Consider the following 18,193-nt stretch of genomic DNA (forward strand, 5'->3'; position numbering starts at 1 on the left):
GCTGGTCGTGTCGCTCAAGCGGCGCGCAGCCTTATTCCGCGTGAGCCGGACAGTCGGCGGGATTGGAGCAATAGCGGCGATAGGCCGCGACCCAGTTGTCGCGCAGGGCGGCCTGCGCCTCGCCGAGCGGTAGCGGCGAGGCTCCCGCATCAGGGTGACAGACCATGCGATAGAGCCGGTATTCGAGCCGATCCTTGGCCCAGGCATTGAGATCGGGTGCAGTCCGGCTTTCGGGCCAAAGGTTTTCCTTCACGTCCCGCCCCCCGAGGGCCAGCGGGACAAGGTGATCGACTTCATACGAGCGTCCGCCGTCATGCGGCCGGGGAATGCCGTATTCTTCGAACACATCGTTCTTGAGCCGCGTCGACGTATGCCGCGCCGCCTGCGAATAAGTGAGATCGCCGCCGTGGGTCGGGGGATCGCCCGGTGCCCAGTCATGCGCGCAGATATCCGCGCCCGTCACTGCCGGATCGATCGCGCCGGGCGTGTCGGTCCGGTCGGGCAAGGTTCCGGGCGCGAGCGGCCCGGTCTGAACAGCCGGAGGCGTCGGAACGGGCGTTGGCAAGGACGGCGCCCGATGGCGCGTTGCCAGCCAGACCGCAATCACGATCAGGCTGGCAAGGATCAGCACAATCGCCAGCGTTTGCGGCGAAATCAGCGGACGGCGCGGTCCGCCGCGTTCCGGACGATCGGTCATGGCCCGCCTTTACACCGAGCCCCGATCAACGCAACTCAGGCAGGCGCCGCCACGATCATCCGGACCGATGTGGGATTGAACCCGTTGCAGGGATTGTTGATCTGCGGACAGTTGGAAACAATCACAACCACGTCCATGTCCGCTACCAGATCGACATGCAGCCCCGGCGCGGAAATCCCGTCGACGATGCCGAGCGAACCGTCTGCCTCGACCGGGACGTTCATGAACCAGTTGATGTTGGACACCATGTCGCGCTTGGTCCGGCCATAGTCGGCATTGGCGAGCAGGAAATTGTCGACGCAGGCATGTTGCGCCTTGGTATGATGGCCATAGCGCAGCGTGTTGCTTTCGCACGAACAGGCCCCGCCGATGGTGTCGTGCCGGGCAACCGAAGTTCCCGCGATCGTCATCATCGGCCGCCCTTCGTTCGACAGGAGCTGCGTGCCGGTGGTGAGATAGACATTGCCCTGCGCCGCCATGGTATCCTGCGCGCTATAGCGTTCGGCATCGTCGGCAAGCGCATAGATCAGGAAATCGACCGCCTGATTGCCTTCCAGATCGACAATGCGCAGGGTTTCCCCCTTGCGCACGACATGGTGCCAGGGCGCACGCGCCGCGACGACTTCGTCATGGATGATCTTGCCGGGAAGATCTTCGATGGGCGTATTGGGGATCATTGCTGCACCTTATCGCCGGTAATAGTCTTCGACATTCTCGAACGCGCGCAGGCCTTCGGGCGTCATCAGCCGGATCGGATCGTCGATCGGAGTGACCGGCCCGCGCCATGCGGTCGCGCGCACCGGCGTGACGGCATAGTCCCCGCGCGGATCGCGCACATGGGGGCAATTCGCGAGCACCACGATCACGTCCATTTCCGCCCGCAGCGTGACATGCGCGCCTGCCGGGTGCGGTCCGACACCCAGCACGATAGCGCCGTCCGCCTCGATCTCCACGGGCGTGAACCAGTTGATGCAGGGGTGGATGTCGCGACGGTCCATCCCGTACTTGGCAAGCGCGATGACGAAGCGGTCGCGGGCATTGGGATGGGCGCCGTGATTGAACCCGTCGCCGTACTTGCGAGCGTTCGACGCCTGGTTGGAGGCTCCGCAAAAGGCGTCATGCCCTTTGGACGTGTCCTCGACCACGCTCAGCATCACCCGGCCCATGTCCGAGAGCAGGAGACGGCCCGCGCCGAGATAGGCGTTCCACTGCACCTTGACCGTGTCGGCGACATTGAGCCGTTCGACCGTGCGTTCGGCATTGAACACCATCATCGATAGACAGGCATCGCCGTAAAGGTCGGTCAGCCGCAGCCGCGTTCCGCGCCGGATGGTGCGGGCGGTATAGCCCCCCGCCGCGATGGTCTCGTCCCAGACGACCGTCTCGGGATCGACCCCGGCGGGAAGAGCCGTCGCAGCCGTTGCCGGAATGGTCGGCATGGCTTCCACTTTCGTGCCGGCCATGGCGCGGGCATGGGCGCGGGCGCCAGCCGGATCGGCGGTCGTCTCGCTCATGCCCCGATCTCCGCAGCAGAAGTCCCCATACCTGAAATCTCCGCACCGGGCCGGTAGAGGCACGCCCGCTGCATCCGGTCCCGAGTTGGCAAGGACGGAATGGACGGGTGCCGCAAGGCGTGCCTCGACACGCCCGGCGCGAAGACGAAAGGATGCCGGGCCCAAAGCGGCGCGGGCGACAGTTTCCTGATCATGTCTGAGGTCATCATGGTCCCGATCATTCGACGATCTTGAGCGTCACCCCGACCGTGCGCGGATGCACGGTATAGCCTTCGACCACGGTGTTGATCTGGGGCCGCTGGATGATGGTGCGATCGTCGAACAGGTTCTTGGCATAGACGGTCAACTGGTGCGGACCGAAGCGCAGCCCGACACTGGCGTTCACGACGCTGTAGGACGGGTTGTAATAGTTGGAATCGGTGAGCAGGTAGCTGCCGTTGCTGTGCCCGGTGTAGGAATAGTTGACCAACGCCACGAGCGTGGTGTCCGCCCCGACGCGATGAACATAGTTGGCCCCCGCCGTCGCAGTCACGCCCGGCACGTCGATAAGATGCTGTCCCACGGCAACGTCGATCGGATTGTTCGACCGCACGATCTTTGCGTCGTTGCCGCTGGCCGTCGCAGTCAGCGACAGGCTCGGCGTCAGCTTGAACGAGGCTTCGACTTCCCCGCCCCAGATCCGCGCGTCGCCCACGTTGCTGGTGAAATAATAGCCGCAAGTGGGCAGATAGATCTGCTGTTGAATGTTGTTCCAGTTTGTCAGGTAACCAGACAGGTTGACGCGCAGGCGGCGCCCCAGGAACTCGTTCTTGGACCCGACTTCATACGTCCACAGGCTGTCCTTGGAAAACTGGGTCGGCTGTTCCTTTTGCCCGATCGCCTGAAAATCGCTGTTGCAGACCGAGGTCGGGCCGAACACGATCGGCCCGGTCGGCCCACCGAGGCGGAACCCCTTGCCCGCCGTGACATAGAGCGAATTGGTCGCGGTCAGGTCGTGATAGAGCGTCGCCTTGGGCAGGAAGGCATGGCTGGTCGCGCCTTGCGTATAGGGAGCAGAGGCCGGTTGCCCCGGCGTCTGGTAGCCGAGATTGCCGATCTGGTAGAAACCGGTCTCGACCGAGACGAAATCCTCGTGCGCGGCGGAAAAACGTCCGCCGAGGTCGAGTTTCCATCCCGGCAGGAACGCAATGCTGACCTGCCCGAACAGTGCGATCTGCTGCTGTTTATAGGTCCGGTCGTCCGATTCATCGACGTCGCCCGGGAACAGGGTGATCGCATCGCCTCCGCCCGGCTGCCCATACGTCGGATTGCCGTACGTCGTCTCGACCAGCGACTGTTCGAGCGAGGTTCCATAGATCGACTGGAACGTCGAATTGATGCCGCCGATGGTCTGGTAATCGACGTTGTGAACGCGCTGGGCCGAAAGATAGACGCCCGCCACCCATTTGAGCCAGCTTGCCCCCGGACTGGTGTCGTTGGACGACAGGCGCAGTTCCTGCGTGAACTGCTGATACCGGGTGCGATAATGGACATAGGACGGCAGGTTGGCGATGACGCTGTCGTTCTGCGCCTGGTACTGCGGATAGACCGGATCGAGGAAGAACAGCGCAAAGGCCGTGCTGTTGAAATAGGTCCCGTCTTCCTGCCGGTCGGCGACGCGATCGAACACCCCCGTAACCGAAGTCAGGTCGGCGAACCCGAACGTCTTCTTGACGGTCAGGCTGCCGAGCAGGACGCGGTCATGGCTGGGTTCGGAAACCAGCTTGTCCTGTTTCCACAAGCCCAGCGTCGGATAGAACGCGCCGTTGTCCGCGTCGTTGGCCCGTTGATAGAAAAACGCGGGCGTCACCGTCAGCGTGGCATCGGGCGTCCAGTTCGCGCTGACATGAACGGTCAGGCTGTTGGAGGAATTCACGCCCTTGCGGTCGAGCGTTCCGTCCTTGTTGTAATGATCGACCCAGCCGCTGTCGTTGACGTAATTGACGCTGGCCCGGACGGCGAGCTTGTCCTTGACCACCGGCAGGTTGAACGCGGCACTCGCCCCGTAATTGGTGCCGCCGTGCTCGGTCGTCGAAAGGTCACCGGTGAACGTCGCGGCAAAGGCATCGCTCGACGCAGGGGTGGTCAGGAACCGGATCGTGCCGCCTTCGGAACTGTCGCCATAGAGCGTTCCCTGCGGCCCGCGCAGCACTTCGACCCGTTCGATATCGGGCAACCGCACGTCGATCGACCCGTCGCGATAGAGATTGGGCACGGTGATCGGCACGTCGTCGAGATAGAGCCCGACGGTCGAGGCGCCCGAGGTCGAGCTGATCCCGCGAATGACGATATTGGTGCGGCCTTCTTCCCCCGCGACGGCATTGAACGCGACGCCGGGAACCGCGCGGCTCAGATCGTCATAGCTCGCAATCCGCTGGTCCTTGAGCGCGGAACCGGACAGGACCGAAAGGCTGATGGGAACGGTGCGGATGTCTTCCTTGCGCTTTTGCGCGGTGACGATGATCTCGCTGCCCCCGACGGCTCCTGCGGCGGCAGGCGCATCGGTCGCGGGAGCCGTAGCCTCTTCGGCCAGCGCAAGGCCGGGCGCCATGGCCAGAACGAGGGCCAAAGCCGATGCCGCAGCCGCCATCGCCCCCTTGCGCGCCTGTCTCTGAAATGACGTCCCCCGATGCGATGCCATCGCTGCGCTCCCCGTTTCCTCGTATCCTGCGAGGAAAAGATGACGCGCAGCCCCCCATCACGGTAGATGCCAATTTCCGATGGTTCCCATAGATGCGATCTATGACCCTTGGCAGCCGTCCGCCTGACTGCCACTCAGCATGGTCATGATCCACATCCCCACCCATCCGCTGGTCCATTATCCGGGCGACATCCTGGCCTGGATCGCCGCAAGCCTTGCCGGATGGTGGCAGCATCGCGCTTTTCCGCGCGAGACGGAGCGGCTCGCGCAGGTGACGCCGCCGGGGTATTATGTCGCGCTCGCGCTGGGCGGGGTCGTCGGGGCCTGGCTTGCCGGATCGCTCAACACGGTGCCTTCGGGTCTGGCTCCATCGCATTCCATTGCCGGGGCTCTTGCCGGGGCGATCGTCGGGGTCGAGGGGTGGAAATGGCTTCACGGCGTGCGCGGATCGACGGGCGGGGCTTTCGTGCTGCCGGTCGCGGTCGGGATCATGGTCGGGCGCTGGGGCTGTCTCTTTGCAGGCCTTGCCGACCAGACATACGGGGTGCCGACCGACCTTCCCTGGGGCGTCGATCTGGGCGACGGCATTCCCCGCCATCCGGTGGAGATCTACGAATCGCTGAGCATGGCGCTGTTCCTGCTCGCCTATGTCCCGGCGCGGCTGCGTGGACGGGCATGGGCCCGCGATCACGGCTTCCACGCTTTCGTCATCGTCTATGGAGCGCAGCGGTTCCTGTGGGAATTTTTGAAGCCCTATCCAAAACTTATCGGACCGTTTAACCTCTTCCACCTGATTTGCGGGGGGCTGATCGCATATGGGTTTGTGTGGTGGAGAAACGGCGGCGTGCGCGCCGATCATGGAGCGCAAGGCAGCGCCCTATCTGTTTCACAGCCAGACGACGAGCCTGTGCGAAACCTGCCTTGAACCGGTTCCCGCCAAAGTCATCATCGAAGGCGAGAACGTCTATTACCTCAAGCGGTGCCGCACCCACGGGGTGATGAAAACGCTGGTCAGCGACGATCTCGCTTATTGGCAGGCGCAGAAACTGTGGCTCAAGCCGGGGGACCGCCCCCTGAACGCACAGACCCGGACCGAGGCGGGCTGTCCTTTCGACTGCGGGCTGTGCCCCGACCATGAACAGCACAGTTGCCTTGCCATCATCGAAGTGACCGAGGCCTGCGATCTGGCCTGCCCGGTCTGCTTTGCCGATGCCGCCGACCGGAACGGACGCCACCGCCCGCTGGCCGAGATCGAAACCATGCTCGACGTCCTCGTCGAAAGCGAAGGCGAGCCCGATCTCGTACAGATCTCGGGCGGGGAACCGACGCTGCACCCCGAATTCTTCGCCATTCTCGACGCGGTCAAACGACGCCCGATCCGCCATGTCATGATCAATACCAATGGCGTGCGACTGGCGCAGGACCCCACGTTCGTCGCCCGGCTCGCCACCTATCGGCCCGCACTCGAAATCTATCTGCAATTCGATTCCCTGCGCGACGAGGCGCTGATGGATCTTCGCGGCGCGCGGCTTTCGCGCATCCGCAAAGAAGCCTTGGAAGCTCTCGAACAGGCCGGGATTTCGACCACTCTGGTCGTCGCGGTCAAGCATGGGGTCAACGACGACGAGATCGGCGCGATCGTCCGCCACGCACTCGAATGGACTTGCGTGCGCGGAGTGACGTTCCAGCCGGTTCAGGACGCGGGCCGCAACGAAGGGTTCGATCCGGCCCGCCACCGCGTGTTGTTGACGCAGATCCGGCGGGAAATCGGCAAATCGGGCGTCTTTGCCGTCGACGACATGATCCCCCTACCCTGCAACCCGGATCAGATTTCCATCGGGTATGGCCTGCGTCACGGACGCGAAGTCACCCCGATCACGCGCATGATCCCGCGAGACGTCATTCTCGAAGGCCCCAACACCGTCATCTATGAAGGCTTTCCCGAACTGCGCGCGCGCATGTTCGACCTGCTGTCGCTGTCGACCGGGGAAGCCAATACCGGGGACAAGCTCGCGAGCCTGCTGTGTTGCCTGCCGCAGGCGATGGTCCCGCAGGATCTGAGCTATGCCAACTCGTTCCGTGTCGTCGTCATGCAGTTCCTCGACCGCTACAACTTCGACCTCGCCACCGTGAAACGCAGCTGCGTCCACTTCGTCACGCCCGAAGGGAAAATCTATCCCTTCGACACCTACAACACGTTCTATCGCAAGGGCGCGGAAGGCACCGATGTCGTTGCGCGCCATCGTGCGGGGGAAGGAAACGAACGATGAACCGGTTGATCGGCGGCATCCTGATGGCGATCGGCATTCTCGTTGCCGGGGCCAGCGGCATCTGCTCGCTCACATTCCTGTGGGGAATGGCTCGGGGGGATTCGAACGAACTCCTGCCGCTCGTCGCGCTGTTCGGCGGCCTGCCTTTCCTGTCGGGCATCGTCTTCATCGCCGGCGGAACCGCCATGCTCCGTCGGGAAAGGCGCCGCGATCACCGCGACAGCGCGAAGTACTTCGAATGACTACCCGCGCGACGCGATATAGGCCCGCCAACCACCCAATGCGGTAATGTCGGTGGCGTCGACAGTGGCGCGCGGTTCGGCGACGAAGCCCTTGACCATGCTGCCGTCTGCCAGAGTGACGGTCCCGATCGCCAGCGGGGGCGGAACTTCCGCGACGAAGCTGCCGAAGGCGCCGCAATCGAGTTTATAGACCTCGACCGCGATCGCCCCGCCGGTCTCGTCATGGATCAACGCGGGCTTGGGCGGCACCGTGTCGGCCATGGCATAAAGCCGATAGGTCGGCGCGGTCGTCGTCGTTGCAACATGCCGCGCGTTGCGCGACGTCAGCTGCCAGTGCAGCGGCATCCCTTCGAGATGGGCGCCGACGACGGCAAGGTGCACGGTTTCCATTCGACCCTCCAGATCCAGCGGCGGTGTTTCAAAAGGCAAGTCCGCGCCCCAGCGTGCCGCGAAGTCGAGCAAGGCACAGTCGGTCCAGGCCGGGCCGATCATCGTCACGCCAAAGCCCGTTCCATTCGCGCGCCAGCCGCCCGGCACCGCAATCGCGGCCATGTCGAGCAGGTTGACGAAATTGGTATAGAGCCCGAGCACACTGTTGAGCGCGATCGGCGCCGCACGCATTTCGGCAAGGCGATAAATCGTCGGCGCCGTGGGCAGGCACAGGCAATCGACCCGCTCCCACATCGCTTCGGCCTGTTGCCGCAATTCGGCAAGGCGATAGATCCCGCGAAAGGTTTCCACCCCGCCGACATGCAATCCGCTTTCGACGATGGTCCGCACGGTGGGATCGAAAGCCTCGGGGCGGGCTTCGAGAAATTCGCGCAAGGCTGCCGTGCGCTCGGCCACCCATGGCCCGTCGTAAAGGAGGCGCGCCGCCTCCGACAGCGGCGCGAGGTCAATCTCGACCAGTTCCGCCCCCATCGCCGCCAGCCGGTCGAGCGCGGCCATATAGAGCCGCTCGGACGCCGTATCGCCAAGGAACTGCCGCTGATCGGGCCGGGGCACCCCGATCCGCCTCGGGTCGAGCCCCCGCTCCGCACTTTCGCGCGACCACGGATCGGCAGGATCGTGCCCGGCGACAACGGCATCGACCAGCGCCGCATCGCTCGCCCGATGGGTAAAGACAGTGATGCAATCGAGCGACCGGCACGCCGGGACAAGGCCCGCCGTGCTCCACCGTCCCTTGGTCGGCTTGAACCCGATCAACCCGTTGAAGGCGGCCGGAACCCGCCCCGATCCTGCCGTATCGGTGCCGAGCGCAAAGGCCACCAGTCCCGCTGCGACCGCGACCGCCGACCCCGAACTCGATCCCCCGCTGACATAGGCGCGGTTATGGACGCAGGCCGGGGCGCCATAGGGACTGCGCGTGCCGTTGAGACCGGTTGCGAACTGGTCGAGATTGGTCTTGCCGATCGGCACGGCCCCCGCCGCGATCAGGCGCGCGACGACCGTTGCCGATTGGACCGGATCATAGGCAAACTCGGGACAGCCCGCCGTCGTCGGCACCCCGGCGAGATCGATATTGTCCTTGATCGCGAAAGGAACCCCGGCCAGCGGCAGGACTTCCCCTGCGGCAATCCGGGCATCGACCGCCCGCGCCATGGCAAGGACATCGGTTTCGGAAAGGCGCGTGATCCACACGGCAGGCTGGATCGCGGCATAGGCCTCGACCCGCGCCAGTGCGTCGCGCGCGACATCCTGCGCGCTGCGTTCCCCGGCCATCACCGCGCGGGCGATCAAGGCGGCGCTCATCGGTTCGTTCATGGTGTCCCTCACGCCGGTTCGATGGCAAGCATGGCAGCACCGGGGCTGACCACTTGCCCTTCGCTGACATAGACGCGGCGGACGATGCCGTTGGCTGGGCTGGGCACCGGGCATTCCATCTTCATCGCCTCGATCACCGCGATCGGCTCGCCTGCCGCAACAGCGCGGCCTTCCCCGGCGAGCAGCTTCCACACGCTGCCCCCAAACGGCGCTTCGACCAGTTCGCTCCCTTGCGGCAGGTCGATGCTTGCCGCATCCTGACCGCCCGCACTGCCGTCGGCATCGACAAGCGCCGCGACACGGTCGAACTCCCCGCTTTCCTGCCAGGCCGCGCGTTCGGCATCGAAAGCTGCCTGTCGCCTGTCCTGAAATTCGGCGATCCCTTGCGCATTGGCCTCAACGAACGCGCGATAGTCGGCAAGGCGGAACGTCTCTTCCTCGATCCGGATCGGACGACGACCGAGGGGGAAATCCCGCCGCCACTCGACCAATTCCTCATGGCTGACCGGGAAAAAGCGGATGCGGTCGAAAAAGCGCAGCAGCCACGGCTTGCCGTCGCGAAAGGCCTCGGTCTCGCGCCAGGTGTTCCACACCTGAATGGTGCGACCGAACAGCTGGTATCCGCCCGGCCCTTCCATGCCGTAGACGCACATATAGGCCCCGCCGATGCCCACCACATTGGGCGGCGTCCATGTCCGCGCAGGGTTGTACTTGGTCGTGACCAGCCGGTGACGCGGATCAACCGGCGTTGCCACCGGCGCGCCGAGATAAACGTCGCCCAACCCAAGCACGAGATATTCGGCATCGAACACGATCCGCCGCACATCCTCGATATGGTCGAGGCCGTTGACCCGGCGAATGAATTCGATGTTGTCGGGGCACCACGGCGCATCGTCGCGCACGGCCGCCATGTATTTCTCGATCGTCTGGTAGATCGCCGGGTCCTGCCACGACAGCGGCAGATGAACGACGCGCGAAGGGATGACGAAATCGTCGAGCCCGCCGAGGCGATCCTCCGCCGCGACCAAGGCGTCGAGTAGCGCCGCCTGCGACAAGGCCCGCGCGTCATAGTGGACCTGGACCGAGCGCACGCCGGGCGTCACATCGATCACGCCCGGCAACCCCAGCGCATCGAGTTCGAGCATCAGCGCATGAACCCTAAGCCGCAGTTCGAGATCGAGCACGATCGGGCCATATTCGACCAGCAGATGCCGGTCGCCCTGACGCCGGTAAGTGACTTCGGGCCGCACGCCTTGGGCGGCAATGGTATGCAGCACCGGCGAGACCGGAGGAGCGTCGGACGAAACCGGAGGTGCCAGAACGTCGAGCGTTTCGACCAGCCTGTCCTGGGCAACTTCGGCGGCCCGCGCCGCGCTTTCCGCGACCGGTTCGAACCGCACGGTGTCGCCGGGCGACAATTGCCCGACTTTCCAGAGATCGGCCTGGATGACGACGAAGGGGCAGACGAAACCACCCAGCGAAGGACCGTCGGGCCCGAGAATGATCGGCATGTCGCCGGTGAAGTCGACCGCGCCGATGGCATAGGCATTGTCGTGGATGTTGGAAGGATGCAGGCCCGCCTCGCCCCCGTCGCGCCGCGCCCATTCGGGCTTTGGCCCGACCAGCCGCACGCCCGTCCGGTTGGAATTGTAATGCACGCGCCAGGCCGTCTCACGGATCATCGCAATGTCGCCGGGGGTAAAGAAATCGGGCGCCCCGTGCGGCCCATAGAGCACGCGTAAAGTCCATTCCTGCCCGATCGCGGGAATGCCTGCATCGGGGAGCGCGCCTTCGGCCCCGACCGCCATGTCGGCGAAATGCAGCAAGTCGCCGGTCATGACCGCGCGCCCGGCATGACCACCGAATTCACCCAGCGTGAAAGCACTGCGGCTGCCGAGATAGACCGGCGCATCAATCCCGCCCGCAACCATCAGAAAGGCCCGCATCCCGGCCCCCTGCACGCGTCCGATCCGCAGGACCTGTCCCGCCGCAACGGCAACCGGCTGCCAGCGCGGAACGGCCACGCCGTCGAGCGTCGCCCCGCATTCGGCCCCCGCAAGGCAGACCCGCGTGTCGGCCAGGAATTCGAGCGTCGGCCCCGCTGCCGTGATTTCCAGCCCCGCCGCACTTTCGGGATTGCCGAGCACGCGATTGCCCAACCGGAACGAAAGCGCATCCATCGGCCCCGATGGCGGCACGCCCACGTCCCACAGGCCGACCCGGCCCGGATAGTCCTGAACCGTGGTCGCAGCCCCGGCCGTCACCACCCGGATCGCGCGCGGCTGCCATGCGAAATCACCGAGCACGCGGGTCGATACCGCCCCGCTCACGAAAGGCGTGCTGCGCACCACAGCCCGCAACCAGCGCAAATTGGTCTCGATCCCGGCAAGACGCGTCGCATCGAGCGCGGCCTGCATCGCGGCCACGGCTTCCTCCCGCGTCGGTGCCGTCACGATCAGCTTGGCCAGCATGGGATCGTACCATGCGGGCACTTCGCTGCCGCTTTCGACCCAGCTATCAACGCGCAGGGTCGATCGATCGCCCTGCGGAAAGGCGACTTCGATCAGGCGGCCCGAACTCGGCTGGAAATCGCGCGAGGGGTCTTCGGCATAGAGCCGGACCTGGATCGAATGCCCCTGCGGCCGCGCCTCGAACCCGTCGAGAAAGGAGAAATCGTCGGCCGCCCCCCGGATCATCCATTCGACCAGATCGACCCCGGTAACCTGTTCGGTCACGCCATGTTCGACCTGAAGCCGGGTGTTGACTTCAAGGAAGAAGAAATCGCCGCGTTCGGCATCGTAGAGAAATTCGACTGTCCCGGCCGAGCGATAAGAGGCCCCCGCCGTCAGGCGCACTGCTGCATCGATCAGGGCCGCACGGGTTCCTTCGGGCAAGAGCGGTGCGGGGGTTTCCTCGACCACTTTCTGATTGCGCCGCTGCAACGAACAGTCCCGCTCGCCCAGCGCGACCACGTGTCCCTTGCCATCGCCGAAGACCTGCACCTCGATATGGCGGGCCCGCGCGACATAGCGTTCGAGAAAAACGCCGCCATTGCCGAAATTGCCCGCACCAAGTCGCGCCACGGTAGCAAAGGCCTCGGTCAGTTCGGTTTCGTCGGCACAGACTTTCATGCCGATGCCGCCTCCGCCCGCCGTCGCTTTCAGGATCACCGGATAGCCGATCCGCGCCGCTTCATGCGCGGCCATCACCGCATCGGTCAGCAATCCGGTCCCCGGCGCCAACGGAACGCCATGCGCCTGTGCCAGATCGCGCGCGGTATGCTTCAATCCGAACGCCCGGATGTTGTCCGGCGTCGGCCCGATGAAGGCAATGCCCGCCTCTGCGCAGGCTTCGGCAAAGCCGGTGTTCTCCGACAGGAAGCCATAGCCGGGATGGATCGCCTCTGCCCCGGTAGCCTTGGCCGCCGCCAGGATGGCATCGATGTCGAGATAGCTCTCCGTTGCCGGGGCCGGACCGATCGGCACGGCTTCATCGGCAAGGGCAACGTGACGCGATCCGGCGTCGGCCTCACTGAACACCGCGACCGAGGCAATGCCCATCGCGCGCAACGTGCCGATGATGCGGCAGGCGATGGCGCCACGATTGGCAATGAGGACTTTGGGAAAAGGCAGGGATGTCATTCAGGCAATCTCCGCTGCTGGAGCGGGCTCAGGCACCGCGACCTTGCGCAACAAGGGCACATCGTAAGTCGCGGTCGCGCCGAAGCGGTGTGGGGCATGGGGATCGTGGCGCCGCTTGTCGAAAGCGAGCACCCGCGTGCCGAGCTTGAACGCTTCGGCAATGTCGTGCGTAACCATGATGACGGTGAGGCCATGGTCGCGCCAAAGGCCGGACACGAGTTCGTGCATGTCGGCACGAATGCCCGGATCGAGCGCGCCGAACGGTTCGTCGAGCAACAGGATGCGCGGATGCTTGACCAGAGCCTGCGCCAGGGCCAGCCGCTGTTGCATCCCCCCCGACAACTGCGCCGGGTACTGGTCCCGCGCATGGGCAAGACCGACTGCGGCCAGCATGGCTTCCGCCTGCGCAAGAGCGGCCCGACGTCGTGCGCCGAACAGGCGTCCGAGCACCGGCGCACCCGCGAATTCGAACCCCACCAGCACATTGCCGATGACAGTCAGATGCGGAAACACCGAATAGCGTTGGAACACCACGCCGCGATCGGGGCCGCATTCGGGCGGCATCGGGTCCCCCGCCAACAGCACCTGCCCCCGGCTCGGCGCTTCCTGTCCCAGGACAAGGCGCAGGAACGTGCTCTTGCCCGCCCCCGACGGCCCCACCACCGAAACGAATTCCCCCGGCGCGATGGCCAGATTGACACCTTCGAGCACGACCTTGTCGCCGTATTCGACCCAGACGTTGCGCAATTCGAGCAAGGGAGCGGTCATCAGGGGAGCCGTCATCGTGCGCCTCCCTGTGCCCAGGGAAAGGCGCGCCGGGAGACCAGCAACAGCAAGGCGTCGGCGGCAATGGCCAGGATCGAGATCCACGCGACGTAAGGCAGGATGATGTCCATCGCCAGATAGCGGCGGACAAGGAAAATGCGGTAGCCGAGCCCGACGTCCGACGCGATCGCCTCCGCCGCGATCAGAAACACCCAGGCAGGCCCCATCGAGAACCGCAGCGTTTCGAAGAGGCGCGGCATCATCTGCGGCAGGGCGACACGGATCGCGACCTGCCACGAATTGGCACCCAGCGTCTGGGCCTTGACGAACTGTTCGGGGGGAAGTCCCGCGACATAAGCGGCAAGATCGCGCGTCATGTAGGGGGCGATACCGATGGCGATCAACGCGACCTTGGCCGCTTCGCCGAGCCCCAGCGCGATGAAGAGGATCGGCAGCACCGCAATCGGCGGGATCACCGCGATCAGCGTGATGACCGGCCCAAGCACGGCCCGCGCCAGTGGAACCACCCCAAGCACCAGCCCCAGCACAAGCGCCGTGCCGGTCGCCAGCGCCAGTCCCGCGCCGAGCCGGGTGAGGCTCGCCAGCGTATCGGCGAGCAGCGTGATCTGGCCGGTGACAGGGTCAGGCTCGGTCGCCAACCGCCAGGCCTGCGCAGCCATCGCCGAAAGCGTCGGCAGAACCTTGTCCGCCGGGTTGTCGGCATGGCGCAGCGCGGAAGCCAGGGCATAGCCGAGCAGCAGCAGGAGCAGGGGAAGCGCCCCGGCAATCAGACGGCCACGTCTTCCGGGCCGCACGGCAATGATGCGGGTCATCCTCAGTGTCCTTTCCGCTGCGTGCCCCCCGGCGGGCAGGTCTCAAAGCTTTCCGTCGGCGGCCATCTGCATGTAGGTCGGATCGAACCGCAGCTTCACATTGGCCGCATCGCCCAGCGTCTTGCCGTTGGCGAAACCGATGCCGATGCTGTCGACCGAAGTCGCCGACGGACCGAACAGCCCCCTGGCAAAGGAGAACCGGCGGACCCGGTCGGTGACCGTCACCAGTTCGCCGCTTTTTGCCAGACGGACCGCATCGGCGGCACCGTAATAGAGGTGCGTCGTCTTGAGTTGCGCGTCATAGGCATCGGGCGTGGTTCCCGCATCGTGCGCCATCTGCGCCCGCGCCGCCCGGCCCGCCGCATCATTCTTCTGCATCAGCGCCATGGTTTCGTACCAGATCCCGGCCAGCGCCTTGCCCAGCGCCGGATTGGCTTTGAGCGTCGCACTGCTGACAGCCATCACGTCGAGGATCTCGTTGGGAATCTGGCTGCTGTCGAAAACGAGGCTGGCGCCCGGGGCTTTCTTCACTTCGGAAAGCTGCGGGTTCCAGGTGACGACCGCATTGACCTGCGGCGAAGCGAAGGCCCCGACGATATCGGCATCGCTGGTATTGACGATTTTCACGTCCGACAGCTTCATCCCGGCCTTTTCCAGCCCGCGCGCGAGCAGGTATTGCGAGACCGACAGCTCGACCAGATTGACCGGGCGCCCCTTGATATCAGCCAGCGAATGCGCGTTCTTGAGCACGACGCCGTCGTTGCCGTCCGAATAGTCGCCCAGGATGACGACCGAAGTATCCTTCCCGCCCGCCGCCGGAATGGTGAGCGTGTCCATCGACGTTGCCACCACCCCATCGAGCTTGCCCGCAGTGTACTGGTTCACCGATTCCACATAGTCGTTCACTTGCACCAGCTTGATCGTGATGCCGTACTTGTCGGCCCATTTCTTCACGATCCCGGCTTCCTGCGCATAAGGCCAGGGCATCCATCCGGCATAGATCGACCAGCCGATGGTGAAGTCCTTCTTCGGCGCCTCGGCCCCCGGAGCTCCCCCGCCAGAATGGCCACAGGCTGCCAGCAGGGCGAGACTGCCCAAAGCAAGCGAGCGGAGGAAAAGCGGCGGTCGGATCACGGCGGGGTTCCTTTGTCGCGTGGTGGTAACAGCAGTGCCCAAGCCCAGGCCATCACACTAGAGAGTGTTTCGTGATGCAGGGCATAGATCAGATCTATGAGTCACACGTCCGACGCGTTTCCATCACGCATGGGGCCGCGCGCGCAGGCGGCGCAGGATCTCGTCGAGGAACAATTGCGTCGGGGTGTCGCGCGTTTCACCTTCGCGCGACAACAGATAGATATTGTACGAAGGCTCCGCATCATGCGGCAGCAAGGGCCACAGCCGGTCCCGCTCGACCAGATCGCCCGCCGCCAGTACCGGCAGGAAACCGATCCCGACGCCAAGGCTGATCAACCGCTTGGCTTCGTGAATATCCTCGGCAAGACCGTTGACCACCGTGCCGAGGCCATAGCGCTGGCGCAGGCGGGTGATCGTGTCGAGCTCGTCTTCTCCGGTGAGGACGAACCCCTGTTCGCGCAAGTCTGACAGGCGCGTGATCCGGCGCCCGTAGAGCGGATGATTGCGGTCGCAATAGAGCTGCTGCACTTCGACGAACAGCGGCTCGTAATTGAGCCCGGTACGCACCCCACTGTCAAAGCCAACACCCAGTTCGACTTCGCCCCGCTCCAGCGCGTCGAGCACCTGCCGCCAGGGCGAGACGCGCAATTCGATCTGCACCGCCGGGTGGCGACGGCGGCACGTGGCGATGGCCTCGTCGAATTCGGGCGAAACGATCGAGGACATCATCTGGATGCGGACCAGCCCTTCGACCTGCTTCATCGCCTGCGCCATCTGGTGCGGCACGGTCCGCGCGGCCTCGAACATGTCCTCGCAGATGAGCAGCATGGCGCGTCCGGCCACCGTCAGTTCCACCCCGCTTGCCGAACGGTGCAGCAACTGGGTGCCGACATGATCCTCGAGCCGCTTGAGCGCAACGCTGATCGTGGGCTGCTGGCGATTGAGCTTGCGCGCGGCGGCACCGATCCCGCCCGCGTGAACGATCTCGACGAAAGTGCGCAGGAGATTCCAGTCAACCCGTGAGGCGAAATTGCGGTCGATCCTCATGGTCTGCCCCTTTGCGCACCCGAACTCGTCCCCGCACAAGGCCATAAAACGAAGCGCGCGCCGAGGCGAGAGCCCCGACGCGCGCTGTCAGACAAAGGTGATCGAAGTCAGGCCGGAACTTTCGCTGCGGGAAGCGCAATGCTGCGCCCGACCGCGTCGGGACGCGGCAGGTCTGCATGGGCCCTGGCCAGTGCTTCGACCTCGGCAGCGACGGCCGGAAGCATCGGCGCCGAGCGTTCGGCCGCGGCATCGACATGGACCAGCATCTGTTCGGCCGTCGCGATCACGCTGCCGTCCGCCCCGGTCATGGAGTGGAAGACATGCAGCCGCTTGGCATCGGCGCCCAGAATCTGCGTGGTGACCCGGACCGCTTCGCCCAGACGGGCCTGCCCCAGATGGCGCAAGTGCGTCTCGACCGTATAGAATGAGTGCCCCGCCGCCACATAGTCGAGCCCGGCCCCGATGCGCGCCAGAAGCACATCGGTGGTGTCGCCGAACAGCTTGAGATAGGCCCATTCGGTCATGTGCCCGTTGTAGTCGATCCACGCGGTATCGACGAACGTGGACAAGAGCGGCAACGGCGCGTCCGCACGTTCCGGTTCGCTTGCCACACTCTTCTTTGCAGCCAGCCGTTCGGCATGGGCCTTGAGCGTCGCGCCCGAGGCAAAGTCGTTGCCCTTGAGCGAAGTCATGACATCGACAAGGCAGTCGTCGCGCTTGCGCTCGTACGTGCGCAAGTCGATCCCGCCTGCCTGATCGTCGGACTGCGCGGCAATCCGGTCGGTCAGTTCGTCGGTCAATTCGCACGCGACCAGCTTGGTCCATGGCAGCTTGAGCGCCGGGCCGAACTGCGACAGGAAATGCCGCATCCCGGCTTCCCCGCCCGCAAGGCGATAGACCAGGAACGTGCCCATGAACGACCAGCGCAGACCCGCACCATAGCGGATGGCATCGTCGATCTCGGCCGTCGTTGCCACGCCGTCATTGACGAGCCACAGCGCCTCGCGCCAGAGCGCCTCGAGCAGACGGTCGGCAATGAAACCGTCGATTTCGACCCGAACGTGCAGGACCTGCATCCCGCACTCGGTATAGAGCGCGGCGGCAATGTCCTTCGTCGCCTGCGTGGTCTGTTCCCCGCCGCACACTTCGACCAGCGGCAAAAGATAGACCGGATTGAACGGATGTCCGACGACGAAGCGTTCGGGATGCACGAGCACCGATTGCAGGCGGCTGGGCAACAGCCCCGACGTCGACGAACCGATCACCACGTCGGGCCGGGCCGCTGCCTCGATCTCCTTGAGCACGCGCTGCTTCAGCTCTTCAACTTCAGGCAGGCTTTCCTGAATGAAATCGACGCCCGCGACTGCTTCGGCAAGGCTGGCGGCAACCGTCACCGTGCCTTCGACCGGCAACAGGGCACCGAGCATGCGCTGCTGCGCGCGGCGGGCATTGGCCAGGACTTCCTCGACCTTGCGCCCGATTTCGGGATCGGGATCGAAGATCTTCACATCGTATCCGGCAAGGGCGAAGCGCGCGGCCCAGCCCGCACCGATGACGCCGCCGCCGACAAGGCCGATGGTGCGGATTGCGGAAATGTCGGTCATGG

14 protein-coding genes are annotated in these 18,193 nt (G+C 64.9%); 3 read left to right on the forward strand and 11 right to left on the reverse strand.

The genetic code is table 11. The features are described 5' to 3' along the window. Positions 1 to 31: 31 nt before the first annotated feature. The 4 genes from Y88_RS15455 to Y88_RS15475 all read right to left on the reverse strand — a co-directional run bounded on the left by Y88_RS15455 (position 32) and on the right by Y88_RS15475 (position 4,891). Positions 32 to 697, reverse strand: a complete 666-nt coding sequence (locus tag Y88_RS15455; RefSeq protein WP_008070915.1) for an HNH endonuclease signature motif containing protein — start codon at positions 695 to 697, stop codon at positions 32 to 34. Between the two features lie 35 nt (positions 698 to 732). Beyond that, a complete protein-coding gene (locus Y88_RS15460) occupies positions 733 to 1,374 on the reverse strand; it encodes an urea amidolyase associated protein UAAP2 (protein WP_008070916.1) in 642 nt (213 codons plus the stop codon). Between the two features lie 9 nt (positions 1,375 to 1,383). Then, positions 1,384 to 2,211 (reverse strand): urea amidolyase associated protein UAAP1, encoded by an 828-nt coding sequence (locus tag Y88_RS15465; protein WP_008070917.1) that lies wholly within the window; start codon positions 2,209 to 2,211, stop codon positions 1,384 to 1,386. 217 nt (positions 2,212 to 2,428) lie between these two features. Next, a complete protein-coding gene (locus Y88_RS15475; RefSeq protein ID WP_008070918.1) occupies positions 2,429 to 4,891 on the reverse strand; it encodes a TonB-dependent receptor in 2,463 nt (820 codons plus the stop codon). Positions 4,892 to 5,030: 139 nt separating this feature from the next. On the opposite strand from Y88_RS15475, the gene Y88_RS15480 reads away from it, so the two are divergent. The 3 genes from Y88_RS15480 to Y88_RS15490 are packed head-to-tail and all read left to right on the forward strand — an operon-like array spanning position 5,031 to position 7,403. Beyond that, positions 5,031 to 5,816 carry a prolipoprotein diacylglyceryl transferase gene (locus Y88_RS15480; protein ID WP_008070919.1) on the forward strand — a complete coding sequence of 262 codons (786 nt, stop codon included), beginning with the start codon at positions 5,031 to 5,033 and terminating at the stop codon, positions 5,814 to 5,816. Then, positions 5,749 to 7,161, forward strand: a complete 1,413-nt coding sequence (locus tag Y88_RS15485) for a radical SAM protein (protein WP_018075848.1) — start codon at positions 5,749 to 5,751, stop codon at positions 7,159 to 7,161. Before Y88_RS15480 ends, Y88_RS15485 begins: the two co-directional genes overlap by 68 nt. Continuing rightward, the gene (locus Y88_RS15490; RefSeq protein ID WP_008070922.1) at positions 7,158 to 7,403 is read left to right on the forward strand and encodes a hypothetical protein; all 246 of its coding nucleotides are present in this window, start codon (positions 7,158 to 7,160) and stop codon (positions 7,401 to 7,403) included. Before Y88_RS15485 ends, Y88_RS15490 begins: the two co-directional genes overlap by 4 nt. Here the strand turns inward: Y88_RS15490 and atzF are convergent, their stop codons facing one another. The 7 genes from atzF to Y88_RS15525 form a co-directional block, all read right to left on the reverse strand. After that, on the reverse strand, positions 7,404 to 9,167 hold the full coding sequence (gene atzF / locus Y88_RS15495) for an allophanate hydrolase (protein ID WP_008070924.1): 1,764 nt from the start codon (positions 9,165 to 9,167) through the stop codon (positions 7,404 to 7,406). Between the two features lie 8 nt (positions 9,168 to 9,175). Continuing rightward, positions 9,176 to 12,808 carry an urea carboxylase gene (gene uca / locus Y88_RS15500; RefSeq protein WP_008070926.1) on the reverse strand — a complete coding sequence of 1,211 codons (3,633 nt, stop codon included), beginning with the start codon at positions 12,806 to 12,808 and terminating at the stop codon, positions 9,176 to 9,178. Next, positions 12,809 to 13,591, reverse strand: coding sequence for an ABC transporter ATP-binding protein (locus Y88_RS15505; RefSeq protein ID WP_008070929.1), 783 nt, complete (start codon positions 13,589 to 13,591; stop codon positions 12,809 to 12,811). After that, positions 13,588 to 14,406 carry an ABC transporter permease gene (locus Y88_RS15510; protein ID WP_008070932.1) on the reverse strand — a complete coding sequence of 273 codons (819 nt, stop codon included), beginning with the start codon at positions 14,404 to 14,406 and terminating at the stop codon, positions 13,588 to 13,590. Before Y88_RS15510 ends, Y88_RS15505 begins: the two co-directional genes overlap by 4 nt. A 42-nt stretch (positions 14,407 to 14,448) precedes the next feature. Further along, on the reverse strand, positions 14,449 to 15,540 hold the full coding sequence (locus Y88_RS15515) for a putative urea ABC transporter substrate-binding protein (RefSeq protein WP_232281111.1): 1,092 nt from the start codon (positions 15,538 to 15,540) through the stop codon (positions 14,449 to 14,451). Positions 15,541 to 15,663: 123 nt separating this feature from the next. Then, the gene (locus tag Y88_RS15520) at positions 15,664 to 16,587 is read right to left on the reverse strand and encodes a LysR family transcriptional regulator (RefSeq protein ID WP_018075849.1); all 924 of its coding nucleotides are present in this window, start codon (positions 16,585 to 16,587) and stop codon (positions 15,664 to 15,666) included. A 107-nt stretch (positions 16,588 to 16,694) separates the two neighbouring features. Further along, positions 16,695 to 18,191 carry a carnitine 3-dehydrogenase gene (locus Y88_RS15525; protein WP_050805640.1) on the reverse strand — a complete coding sequence of 499 codons (1,497 nt, stop codon included), beginning with the start codon at positions 18,189 to 18,191 and terminating at the stop codon, positions 16,695 to 16,697. Between the last annotated feature and the right edge of the window lie 2 nt (positions 18,192 to 18,193).

The sequence above is a fragment of the Novosphingobium nitrogenifigens DSM 19370 genome, assembly GCF_000192575.1.
Lineage (GTDB): Bacteria > Pseudomonadota > Alphaproteobacteria > Sphingomonadales > Sphingomonadaceae > Novosphingobium > Novosphingobium nitrogenifigens.